This window comes from Bacillus safensis FO-36b (genome assembly GCF_000691165.1).
In the GTDB taxonomy this organism is placed as follows: Bacteria; Bacillota; Bacilli; order Bacillales; family Bacillaceae; genus Bacillus; species Bacillus safensis.
This window is the reverse complement of the sequence record NZ_ASJD01000004.1, coordinates 295209-306433: the sequence shown is the minus strand read 5'-3', so window position 1 is coordinate 306433 and position 11225 is coordinate 295209. Positions and strand designations below refer to the sequence as shown.

Annotated in this window: 11 protein-coding genes and 10 tRNA genes; 15 read left to right on the top strand and 6 right to left on the bottom strand. The window is 39.7% G+C overall.

What is annotated here, in order from left to right; genetic code table 11:
• The first annotated feature begins 39 nt into the window (after positions 1 to 39).
• The 13 genes from BA81_RS12005 (at position 40) to BA81_RS11945 (ending at position 3615) form a co-directional block, all read left to right on the top strand.
• Positions 40 to 112 (top strand) — tRNA-Thr (locus BA81_RS12005).
• Between the two features lie 15 nt (positions 113 to 127).
• A tRNA-Tyr gene (locus tag BA81_RS12000) sits at positions 128 to 212 on the top strand.
• 14 nt (positions 213 to 226) lie between these two features.
• Positions 227 to 300 (top strand) — tRNA-Trp (locus BA81_RS11995).
• A gap of 34 nt (positions 301 to 334) precedes the next feature.
• Positions 335 to 407 (top strand) — tRNA-Phe (locus BA81_RS11990).
• A 25-nt stretch (positions 408 to 432) separates the two neighbouring features.
• Positions 433 to 508: transfer RNA gene (locus BA81_RS11985), tRNA-His, on the top strand.
• 9 nt (positions 509 to 517) lie between these two features.
• Positions 518 to 589: transfer RNA gene (locus tag BA81_RS11980), tRNA-Gln, on the top strand.
• Between the two features lie 7 nt (positions 590 to 596).
• Positions 597 to 671 (top strand) — tRNA-Gly (locus BA81_RS11975).
• 5 nt (positions 672 to 676) lie between these two features.
• A tRNA-Cys gene (locus BA81_RS11970) sits at positions 677 to 747 on the top strand.
• 14 nt (positions 748 to 761) lie between these two features.
• Positions 762 to 850: transfer RNA gene (locus BA81_RS11965), tRNA-Leu, on the top strand.
• Between the two features lie 36 nt (positions 851 to 886).
• Positions 887 to 968 (top strand) — tRNA-Leu (locus BA81_RS11960).
• A gap of 290 nt (positions 969 to 1258) precedes the next feature.
• Positions 1259 to 1684, top strand: a complete 426-nt coding sequence (locus BA81_RS11955; protein ID WP_034282320.1) for a hypothetical protein — start codon at positions 1259 to 1261, stop codon at positions 1682 to 1684.
• Between the two features lie 413 nt (positions 1685 to 2097).
• On the top strand, positions 2098 to 2892 hold the full coding sequence (locus tag BA81_RS11950; protein ID WP_034282318.1) for a phosphotransferase: 795 nt from the start codon (positions 2098 to 2100) through the stop codon (positions 2890 to 2892).
• Between the two features lie 18 nt (positions 2893 to 2910).
• The gene (locus BA81_RS11945; RefSeq protein ID WP_034282337.1) at positions 2911 to 3615 is read left to right on the top strand and encodes a hypothetical protein; all 705 of its coding nucleotides are present in this window, start codon (positions 2911 to 2913) and stop codon (positions 3613 to 3615) included.
• 34 nt (positions 3616 to 3649) lie between these two features.
• Here BA81_RS11945 and BA81_RS11940 read toward each other — a convergent pair whose 3' ends face one another.
• From BA81_RS11940 to BA81_RS11920, 5 genes are all read right to left on the bottom strand, one after another.
• Positions 3650 to 4192, bottom strand: coding sequence for a histidine phosphatase family protein (locus BA81_RS11940; RefSeq protein ID WP_034282317.1), 543 nt, complete (start codon positions 4190 to 4192; stop codon positions 3650 to 3652).
• 62 nt (positions 4193 to 4254) lie between these two features.
• The gene (locus tag BA81_RS11935; protein WP_034282315.1) at positions 4255 to 4452 is read right to left on the bottom strand and encodes a hypothetical protein; all 198 of its coding nucleotides are present in this window, start codon (positions 4450 to 4452) and stop codon (positions 4255 to 4257) included.
• A 142-nt stretch (positions 4453 to 4594) separates the two neighbouring features.
• Positions 4595 to 4864: a hypothetical protein gene (locus BA81_RS11930; RefSeq protein ID WP_034282314.1), complete on the bottom strand. Its 270-nt coding sequence runs from the start codon at positions 4862 to 4864 to the stop codon at positions 4595 to 4597.
• Between the two features lie 65 nt (positions 4865 to 4929).
• Positions 4930 to 5619, bottom strand: a complete 690-nt coding sequence (locus BA81_RS11925) for a DUF1963 domain-containing protein (RefSeq protein ID WP_034282312.1) — start codon at positions 5617 to 5619, stop codon at positions 4930 to 4932.
• An 18-nt stretch (positions 5620 to 5637) separates the two neighbouring features.
• Positions 5638 to 6441 (bottom strand): DUF2262 domain-containing protein, encoded by an 804-nt coding sequence (locus BA81_RS11920; protein WP_034282311.1) that lies wholly within the window; start codon positions 6439 to 6441, stop codon positions 5638 to 5640.
• 540 nt (positions 6442 to 6981) lie between these two features.
• Here BA81_RS11920 and ltaS point away from each other — a divergent pair.
• Both ltaS and lepB read left to right on the top strand, forming a co-directional pair.
• Positions 6982 to 8925, top strand: coding sequence for a lipoteichoic acid synthase (ltaS, locus tag BA81_RS11915; protein WP_034282310.1), 1944 nt, complete (start codon positions 6982 to 6984; stop codon positions 8923 to 8925).
• 155 nt (positions 8926 to 9080) lie between these two features.
• Positions 9081 to 9647, top strand: coding sequence for a signal peptidase I (gene lepB, locus BA81_RS11910; RefSeq protein ID WP_034282309.1), 567 nt, complete (start codon positions 9081 to 9083; stop codon positions 9645 to 9647).
• Positions 9648 to 9688: 41 nt separating this feature from the next.
• Here the strand turns inward: lepB and BA81_RS11905 are convergent, their stop codons facing one another.
• Positions 9689 to 10984: a homocysteine synthase gene (locus BA81_RS11905; protein ID WP_034282308.1), complete on the bottom strand. Its 1296-nt coding sequence runs from the start codon at positions 10982 to 10984 to the stop codon at positions 9689 to 9691.
• Positions 10985 to 11225 lie beyond the last annotated feature (241 nt).

Here is an 11225-nt window from a genome sequence, read left to right as displayed (position 1 = left end):
GTGTCGGCGGTTCGATTCCGTCCCGAGCCACCACTATTTGCCGGTGTAGCTCAATTGGTAGAGCAACTGACTTGTAATCAGTAGGTTGGGGGTTCAAGTCCTCTTGCCGGCACTGTTTTTCAAAAGTGGAGGGGTAGCGAAGTGGCTAAACGCGGCGGACTGTAAATCCGCTCCCTCCGGGTTCGGCGGTTCGAATCCGCCCCCCTCCACCATTTTTTATTTTCATAGGGGCATAGTTTAAAGGTAGAACAGAGGTCTCCAAAACCTCCGGTGTGGGTTCGATTCCTACTGCCCCTGCCAATTTTCTTAATATGATTCATAACATCGAATACTTGGCTCGGTAGCTCAGTTGGTAGAGCAACGGACTGAAAATCCGTGTGTCGGCGGTTCGATTCCGTCCCGAGCCACTTTTATCAAAATATTCATAGTATGGCGGTTGTGGCGAAGTGGTTAACGCACCAGATTGTGGCTCTGGCACTCGTGGGTTCGATTCCCATCAATCGCCCCATTTTATTATTGGGCTATAGCCAAGCGGTAAGGCAACGGACTTTGACTCCGTCATGCGTTGGTTCGAATCCAGCTAGCCCAGTTGATGTGCGGAAGTAGTTCAGTGGTAGAACACCACCTTGCCAAGGTGGGGGTCGCGGGTTCGAATCCCGTCTTCCGCTCCAATAATGGCGGCATAGCCAAGTGGTAAGGCAGAGGTCTGCAAAACCTTTATCCCCGGTTCAAATCCGGGTGTCGCCTTTTTTGAAAAGACTGCCGGGGTGGTGGAATTGGCAGACACACAGGACTTAAAATCCTGCGGTAGGTGACTACCGTGCCGGTTCAAGTCCGGCCCTCGGCACCATGTTTTTTAATATAAGATGCGCTCTTTAATGATCATGCCGGTGTGGCGGAATTGGCAGACGCGCACGACTCAAAATCGTGTTCCTCACGGAGTGCCGGTTCGACCCCGGCCACCGGTATCTAGTTTTAGATATTCTTTATTGTCGTCAATTACAGAAGAATTAAGGAATATCAACGTTTAAAACGTCTTTCTATAAATTGTAGGAGGGCGTTTTTTATTTGTTTTTTAGCTGATTCTTCATACGACAAAATTACTTCAAATCGCGTTCACTGCTGAAAGGGTGAATTAGCTAAGAGGAACATATTAAGGAGATTAACTTTTACTTTATTGATGGTTGCCTTATTATTAAACTAAAGGGGCAGGATAATTGAAGAAGGATTGGATAAATTGTACACAAGAGGTGTTGTAATGATTACGGTTAAAAATGCTGAACGTTATCTTAAAGATAGTATTGGTGAAGATAACGATGATATAAAAAAGGTTTGGGAAACATTTAAGGCTTTTTCAAAGGTGACAGTTGAGGGCGAAGAAGATAAAGAAATTTTATTTCAGTGTGGTGTCTATGATTTTACAGGAGAGGAACTATTTCATTTTGACTTTGTACGTCAGTTTACAGTTTATGAAGAAGATGAATATTCTCACATGGAACAACTACACTGTGAATTTTTATTTAAACCAACAAGCGAGTTAAAAAAGTTAAAGGTGGTAGAAGAATGGTCAATGGATTATGACGATATCGATCATTTTTTTAATCATATTGAAAGTATTCATGAGTTTAAAATACCTTTGAGTTTAAAGCCGATAAAATCAGAAATATATCAAGAAGAACTTTAATTCTTATATCATTAACGGGTGCTTTACTTTAAGAAAGTATACCTTGCCTTTTTGGAATAATTTATCAAGGAGTGCGGTTCGACCCCGGCCTCCAATATCTATTAAAAGTTTCATGAGTGGTTTTTACCGTCAACCTAACGTTTCACCCTCGTGGTGAAACGTTTTTTTGTGGTTTAAATGAGTTATTTAGATAAAAATAAAAACCTATTAGAATAGAATGAGCATGTACTACTGTTAACAGTATAATCTTTAGTTGTTTTGTAACATTTGGTACGATACATTTAACCATGTAAGGAAACAAAATGGAGTAGCGCATTCACATAAAACAGTGAACCATCTTTGTGTAACTAAATGAATATTTGTGGGTACATACACATCTTTAGCTGACATGACCCAGTATGAGGGGAGAATTTATGAAAAAACAAAATGATCATGAGGAGTTATTGACAGGTGGCAATGTCTCGAACGTATATCGTTCTGGAGATACGGTTCGTCGAGAAGTAAAGTCAGACAATATCAATATACGAAAGCTGCTAAAGCATTTAGAAAAAAAGAATTTCTCCTATGCTCCAAAGTTTTTAGGGGTTGATGAACAAGGTAGAGAGGTATTGTCCTTTATTGATGGCGTGGCAGGTCATGATCCTTTAAAAGAATACATGTGTACTCACGATGTTTTAAAAGAAATAGCGAGCATGTTAAGGCTTTATCATGATGCTGTTCAGGACTTCTCCATTTCAGATGATTGGGAACGAATGGACAATACGCCTAACAACATAGAGGTTGTTTGCCATAATGATTTTGCGATGTACAACATCATTTTCAAGGATAAAAAACCAGTAGGGATTATTGATTTTGATGTAGCTGCTCCTGGTCCAAGGCTTTGGGATATCGCATATACCCTTTATACATGTGTGCCTCTCAGTAGATTTTTTCGCACTGAAACAGGGGAGGTCGTGAATTATCTTTCATTAGACCATGCAGACCAGATAAAGCATAGAGTCAAACTGTTTTTTGAATCTTATGGCGAGGAAATAGCAGAAGATTATTTGGATATGGTGCTGCTTCGTTTAGAAGGGTTATGTCAGTATATGAAACGACAAGCGTGTGAGGGTGATATCGCTTTTCAAAACATGATTCAAGAAGGACATCTTGAACATTATCAAAAAGACATTCAATTTATTCATGAACATAGAAAAGAATGGATGTAAAGAGGCGGCGTTGTGATCATGCAAACGAAGACGATATTACAGGCTATTATTCAAGACGAGGGAGTAAATGATTATCCTCTTTTTAGACAGTACTGTGTGAGAAAAGAACAGGGCCTGCGTAAAGATGCGCTAAAAGTTCTTCAGTCCTTTATTGAAGAGATGAAGGAGAACGATTTTGAAGAACAGCGTGAATTTGCTGCTTGGCTGTTTGAGTGGATTGAACGGTTTGAGGATGGTCATCATCTGCTTGTGTATCCATTGGTAAATGGGGTGATCCAGCCTGTTCTTCAAGAGTGGGAGAATGTTGATCCATTGGATGTGAGACCGTATCGCTGGCAAGGTTTGTTTGTGCATCAGGGAGAAGGGCTGCCTCATTTATTGAAGGCACTAGAGCTTGGGGGCAGCAAGGAACAGCGTGTGATTGTTCAAATTTGTGAAATCTATTTATCGGCCTTGTGGTATTCGTTTCATCATATACATGAAGATCTTTATTTAAGCACCTATGAGAAGGATCAAGAGAGAATTCAAGGGATTGAAAATGTTATGATACTGATTCAAGATCAAAGAACTCGTACGAATGTTCAAAAACAAGCCGCTTATTATGGCCAGCTTTTAACGGACTGGATGGCATTTCAGCAGACGGAGACAAGAGGCTTTATGACATGGTGTGCAGAGCGTAAAAGGCCGTATGAGTGGGTAGAGGCATTTTATTATCAGCAATAGATGAGAAAACGGCAGAGTTCATTCTGCCGTTTTTTTAATGCCATATTCGCTTTGTTTCAATATGATCTGGACTAAAATATTTCAGAATATAGACATCTGGATTGCTTAGTTTCTTCCACTCCTCGAATCCAATCGTTGGATCAGCGTGTTTAAGAAGCAGGCTCATGATATTGCCATGTGTGACGAATAGGGTATGATCTTTTTCTAATTTTATTTGTTCGTGTAGTGCTTCTACAATACGATTCATGGCTTCTTGGCTCGATTCTCCGCCTTCACAGGTCATATGTAAGTCTGTAAAACTGAGCTTTAGCTTCTCAAACCAATCGTCTATTGGTTTGCTGCTTAATACACGTTCAGAGAGGCGCTGATCGATTTTTATCTCGAGCTGTTTTGCATGAGCAAGGGGCTCAGTAGTTTGGATCGCTCGTTTATAAGGACTTGAGATAATTTGATTGAGATGAATGCTGGAAAAAAACTGTGCCAGTTCATGAGATTGAGTGATGCCTTGTGGGGTTAAAGCTGCAGCTTTAGATTGTCCATCTGCTTGGCAGTGTCTGACGATATAATATGTTTTCATTGGATACACCTTTCATTGAGTATAAAAAAATCATCCAGTATTGGATGAGAATTTACGAAGATCTAGGTAAGCTTGTTCGTATCTGTTTCTTTATAGGGATCTGTGAGCTTGGAGGTCAGGTCTAGGTTGAACAAAAAATCATCGACGGTGTCTGTGCCAAAGGGAAGTGTGGAGAAGTTGACTGGGATGCTGTCTTCTTGCTTTTCTGAAGTGATTTGCTGTGCAGGCTGCTTTTTTCTCCAGTTCTTAAACAAGCGCATGTGAGGCCCCCTTTTCTTTGAAAAAGATGGATTTATACATAATATACGGGGAGAGTTGTCCAGGCGTCAAATGTTTTCTTCAAAAGGAACGATTCTATTAATAAAACAAGAGCCACAGGAAAGTGCGGCTCTTGTTGTCAGTTTAGAATGCGCGTTGTAATGCTTGCAGTAATTTACGTTCGCATCTTAAGTTGTATCGCTTCTTATGGAGTTTCTCCGTTTTAAACCTGCCTATGACACGTCGAACATCGGGATCATAAATGATGAGCTCCCTGCAAGTTTGTTCATGTAATAGTGTTTGAAACCAGCTATATTTTTTGAGATGTGCTGCGTTCCTCGAGATCTCCTCTTCATCCACTTGTAGAAAAGGGATATACACAGCAAGTGAAAAGATGTCTAGAATGAATCCCATTTTGCTGCCTCCTTTCATTGTTACTCATTACGTTTAGGAGAAGGCGAGGTTTCATTCAATAAACGTTAAAAACAATCCCAGTGCATAAACCATTCTTTTGATTCTTGGTCATAATAGAAATACATCGTGCCGTTATCACCAATCATGAAACGAGGTTTTTCTTCTGAGGCGATTTGGAGCATGAATTCGCCTTGTTGTTGATGGGGCGGGGATTGAATATACGCCCCATATCCACCGATTTTTGTGAACGAATAATTTGTGTATTGATTAAAGAAGTGGTCTGTCGCTTCTTCACTTTCGTTTACTTCTGTTAGGTCCACATATGACCATGCCTCTTCCCAGCAAGGGAAGTCCCTTTGCTCACTTTCGTTCCATTGGATTTGAAAAGCTTTGAGCCCTCTCACTTCTTCAGGAGTTTCAGCTACTTCTAAACCTTCGATTGATGAATATTCAATGAGCTTCCAGCCTTCACCGTTTTTGGTGAGATCAATCGGAAGTGTATTCTGATTAAGAAAAATTTGAATCAGCTTACATTCATTGAAGCCGTTCATTCCTCCTGGCACTTCTGGTAAATAAATTTGTAAAATCGGAATCATGGCTCCATCTTGATCTATCGGCCAGCCTTGATTAGGATCGATGAAAAAATGGCCTGCAAACCAGCTGTGTACAGCTGGATCAGGACGGAAGCCGCCAATTTTGGCGATGACTGGTGTTTTCCCAAACAGATTTAATTCTTGAAAAGCTTTGATTTCCATGGGTTATTCCTCCAGCCTTTAGCCTGCAATATGTGCATCATGAAATGTGCCATTTATATTTCCTTTGACAATAATGACATGCCCCCAAAATAAATCACCGTCATGATAGTAGACTTCAAACTCTCCCTCAGGGTAAACATGCAGGCTTTCAAGTGAAATGCGGCTTATAAATTGATTCATTGTGAGTTCTTCTTGCTCTTCAGCTGATTCGTCTTGTTCCTGCCAATCCTTTGCTAGATCTATCAGCTGATTCGCGGCAAATGATTTAATAGAAGAATCCCATTTGGCCTGTTCTTGCATGAGGTGGTTTGCTGTTCGAAGAGAGTCATTTATTTTTTCATCTTCTTCGAGGTTAAAGTAGAGAAGGCACTCTTCATTGCTCCATTGGATCGTTTTTTCAAATAAGTCTAGTCCTTTTACTAACTCAAAGGTTCCAAGTATGTCATCATGATAATACACAGGCTTTTGGGCTTCTTCTAAAATTTCTTGAAGCGCTTGATCCTGTGTATCTGTATCAATCAAAGATACAAGCATGAATTCACCTTCGCCTTTTCGGACCTGAAGTGTAACGATTGATTCTTTATGTAATTGTGCCTGTTTTTCCCTTAATCCCTCGTCATCTGTTAACCAGCAAAGTCTTACATTTTCGGTTATGATATGGCCGTTTTCTTTCCAAGCAATCAGTGGAATAGAAGCGGTCCAAAGAGGTGCCTGTCCAGCTTTTCCTGCACCTACGCCAGAAGGTCCTGTAACAGCAATGATAGTGACTACATCTTCTGAAAATCTCTTTTCAAAAGTGTTGATTTGTTTGTTCATCTTCATGTGATGTCCTCCAGCCTGATTTTTTTGTCATGAACATATAAGTGTTGTGATCAAGTTCTACCTCTTTATCACACCGCACATCAGTAGGGGAAATCAAGCTTTTTTTGATTTAAACTGTTTTTTTAGGAAGTACATGGATTAATGGAGGTTGAGTCACAATAAAAGAAGCATGGATCGAATTTTGTATAAATTTGGGTAAATGAGTCGAAAAGCCTAGGTGATTCTTCCTTTTCTTTATAATTACTTTGACACGAATAGATGAAAAAAGTAAAGTAATACTGAGTGATTTACAAAACCTTCTTCATCCACTAAAACATGAAGTGTGCGTAAATTTAATGTAAATGGATATTTTTCCTTTTATTTACTCGTATTTTTTTTGAAACTTATGATGCTTCTCATTCGTTATATTAAAGGAGCGCATGTATCCGGCGGAGACAGAGCATCGGCATGCTTGGCGAAGAAGATTTACATTTGCAAAATGAATGTAAATTTTTTATGATTTCATTTATATCAGAACGATGATAAGAAAGAAGAGGTTTTATGAAAAAAATATTTGCAAACAAATATAGCTTTTTTGTTTTGGCTGTCCTTTTATTCTGGGCAAAATCGTACACAGCCTACAAAATGGACTTTAATTTAGGAGTAAAAGGTTCTTTTCAAGAGGGGCTTCTCTTATTGAATCCATTTAGTTCAGCCATCGTGTTTTTTGGACTTGCTCTCTTTTTGAAGGGGCGTAAATCTGCCATTGTTTTAATTGTTATTGATTTTATTATGACCGCACTTTTATATGCAAATGTAGCGTATTACCGTTTCTTTGATGACTTTTTGACTTTCTCAACAATGAAGCAGGCAGGAAATCTTGGGGGAGGCATGACTGGCGGTGTGTTAGCAAGCATTAAGCCGCATGACCTTTTATACTTCCTTGATATTATCATCTTGATTGCGATTGTCATTTGGAGACCAGAAGTGAAGAAGTTCCAAATGAAAAAGACGTTTGCACTGCTGATTGTAGCTGCAGGTATTGGACTGTTCTTTGTAAACCTTCATTTGGCTGAAAAGGATCGTCCAGAATTATTAACAAGAACCTTTGATCATAAGTATGTTGTCAAATACTTAGGTGTTTATAATTATACGATTTATGACGGGGTACAAGCAGCACAAAACGCAACACAGGTAGCCAATGCAAGCAGTGAAGATTTAACGGATGTTGTGAACTATACGTCTTCTCACTATGCGAAGCCAAATGCAGAGTATTTTGGGAAAGCAAAAGGTAAAAACATTATTAAAATTCATTTAGAAAGCTTTCAGTCTTTCTTAATTGACTACAAATTAAATGGAGAAGAAGTGACTCCATTCTTAAACAAACTGGCTCATGGGAAAGACGACTTTACGTATTTCGATAACTTCTTCCATCAGACTGGTCAAGGGAAGACATCAGATGCTGAGCTGATGATGGATAATAGTATGTTTGGCTTGCCAGAGGGAGCAGCATTTGTGACAAAGGGTGAAAATACCTTCCAATCACTACCTGCCATCCTAGATCAAAAAGCAGGCTATACGAGTGCAGTGCTTCACGGGGACTATAAATCTTTCTGGAACCGTGACACGATTTATAAACATATGGGAATTGATCAATTCTTTGATGCTTCCTATTACAACATGGATGAAGAAAACCTTGTGAATATGGGTCTTAAGGATAAACCGTTCTTCAAAGAATCAATTCCAATGCTAGAATCAATGAAAAAGCCATTTTATGCACATTTAATGACACTGACAAATCACTATCCATTTAATTTAGATGAAAAAGATGCGACAATCGCTAAGGCAACAACTGGCGATAAAACAGTCGATAACTATTTCCAAACAGCAAGATATTTAGATGAGTCATTAGAGCAATTCTTCAAAGACTTGAAAAAATTAGGTATGTATAAAGACTCAGTCATTTTATTATATGGTGACCATAACGGTATTTCTGAGAACCATAACCGTGCAATGAGTGAAATTCAAGGGAAAGAAATCACTCCTTATCAAAATGCACAAAACCAGCGTGTTCCGCTCATGATTCGTATTCCTGGTAAGAAGGGCGGCGTGAACCATACGTATGGTGGTGAAGTCGACGTTATGCCAACACTTCTTCACTTACAAGGTATCGATTCAAATGAATTCGTGAATTTTGGAACAGACCTATTCTCTAAAAAGCATGATGAGACTGTTGCCTTCCGTAATGGAAACTATGTGACACCGAAATACACACTTGTCGATAATACCGTTTATGATACGAAAACAGGTAAAGTGGTGAAACAAAATAAAAAGACAGAGGCGATTAAAGCCCGTGTTGATAATCAGTTAAGTCTTTCAGATAAAGTGCTCTATAGGGATCTACTTCGATTCCATAAGTTATCTGATTTCAAACCAGTGAATCCATCGGATTATTTCTATGGTAAAGCAAACAAAGAAAAAGAAGCGGATTCTTCTGCTAACTAACTGAGTTTTGGGCAAGCACAGAAAGGTGCTTGCCTTTTTCTCTCTCTTCGCTTGATTTGTTGGCAAAATATGTTTATATTTAGGGAGAAACAAGCGTGACGCCGGCTGGCAGCTGGTGACACACATTTCGTCCTTGGGGAATTCAGGAGGAGCTTATGACAACAAATACAAAAACACAAAAAAAGAAATCAGAATTATGGAGCTGGATCAAAGCCATTTTAATCGCATTTATAGCTGTTTTTATCATTCGCAACTTTTTATTCGCGCCATACATTGTCAAAGGATCTTCCATGTATCCGACATTGCATGATACAGAGCGGGTGTTTGTGAATAAAACAGTTGATTATTTCGGTGATTATAAACGGGGACAGATCATTGTTCTTGATGGGGAAGACCGCAGCACCCATTATGTCAAACGATTGATTGGTTTACCTGGTGATAAAATTGAAATGAAAAATGATCAGCTATATGTTAATGGAAAAAAAGTGGCGGAGCCTTACTTAGCGTCAAACAAAAAGAAAGCAGCTGCAGATGGCACCTTGCTGACACCTGATTTTGGCCCTTTGACTGTTCCAAAAGGAAAGTACTTTGTCATGGGGGACAACCGTCAAAATTCCATGGACAGCCGCAACGGCTTAGGTCTTTTTACAAAGCGTGATATTCAAGGAACTACCTCATTTGTATTTTATCCTTTCCAAGACATTCGATTACTCAATCATTAATAAACAATAAAAAAGCACACAGCCGTGTGCTTTTTTCTATGTCATTCAGACTGACTTTTTGTCATCGCCTGTTCAAGATCTGCAAGAATATCTTCAATCGCTTCTGTTCCAACAGATAAACGAATGAGCTCTGGTGTGACACCTGTCGCTTTTTGTTCTGCCTCGCTTAATTGCTGATGCGTTGTGCTGGCAGGGTGAATGATGAGGGATTTAGAATCACCCACGTTTGCGAGATGGGAGAAAAGCTGGACAGAATCAATGAGCTTTTTACCTGCTTCGCGTCCACCTTTAATACCGAATGTGAGGATCGCGCCTTGTCCTTTTGGTAAATAGGTTTGAGCAAGCTCATATGATTCGTGACTTTCAAGACCTGGATAGCTTACCCAATTGACAAGAGGGTGATCCTGTAAGAATTGTGCTGTTTTCAATGCATTTTCACTATGCCGCTCAAGACGAAGGTGTAATGTTTCTAAGCCTTGCAGAAGTAAAAATGAGTTGAATGGCGACAGAGCTGCCCCTAAATCACGTAATAGCTGTACTCGTGCTTTTGTGATATAAGCCGCTTCTCCAATTGCTTCTGTATAGGTCAGCCCGTGATAGCTTGGATCTGGTTCAGTCAGCCCTTTAAACTTATCGCTGTCAGCCCAAGGGAATCGGCCGCTATCAACGATGACGCCGCCAATTGATGTACCATGGCCGCCAATAAATTTCGTCGCTGAGTGGACGACAATGTCTGCACCGAATTCAATAGGTCTTAATAAATAAGGGCTGGCGAGTGTATTGTCAACAATAAGCGGGATATGATGCTTGTGTGCAATGGCTGAGATGGCTTCAATATGTAAAATGTCGCCTTTTGGATTCCCAATGCTCTCTGCATAAACTGCCTTTGTTTTGTCAGTGATCGCTGCTTCGAGTTCTTCAAGGTTGGATGAATCGACAAATTTTACAGTAATTCCGAGTTTTTTGAGTGTATGGGCAAATAAATTGTAGGTGCCGCCATAAAGACTGCTTGAGGAAACGATTTCATCTCCGGCTCCTGCGATGTTTAAAATAGAATAAGTCGTCGCTGCTTGTCCAGAAGAAACAGCAAGTGCACCAATTCCACCTTCAAGCTCAGCGATACGCTTTTCAAATACGTCATTTGTAGGGTTCATAATACGTGAATAAATATTTCCCGGTTCCTGAAGACCAAATAAATTCGCTGCATGCTCACTGTCTCTAAAACCAAATGAGCTCGTTTGGTAAATAGGCACGGCTCTTGAATAGGTCGCTGAATCAAGCTCCTGACCTGCGTGAATGGCTTTTGTTTCTAAACGAAATGGACGTTCTTCTGACATGTGTGTATCCTCCTTTTGTTAGATAAAACCAACTGTTTTGATAAGAAATATTTAATAAGACTATAAATCTTGTTCCCTGCTCGGTCAATCATTTTTTAGATAAATCTGAAAAAACAATAAATATAGTTGACAGGTAGGAATAGTGTGTATTAACATGAGCATACTGAAAACACGAACAAGAATGGCTGATCGGTCAACCGAAGGCTCTATCACTCAAATATGAGTGAAGAGCCTTTTTTTA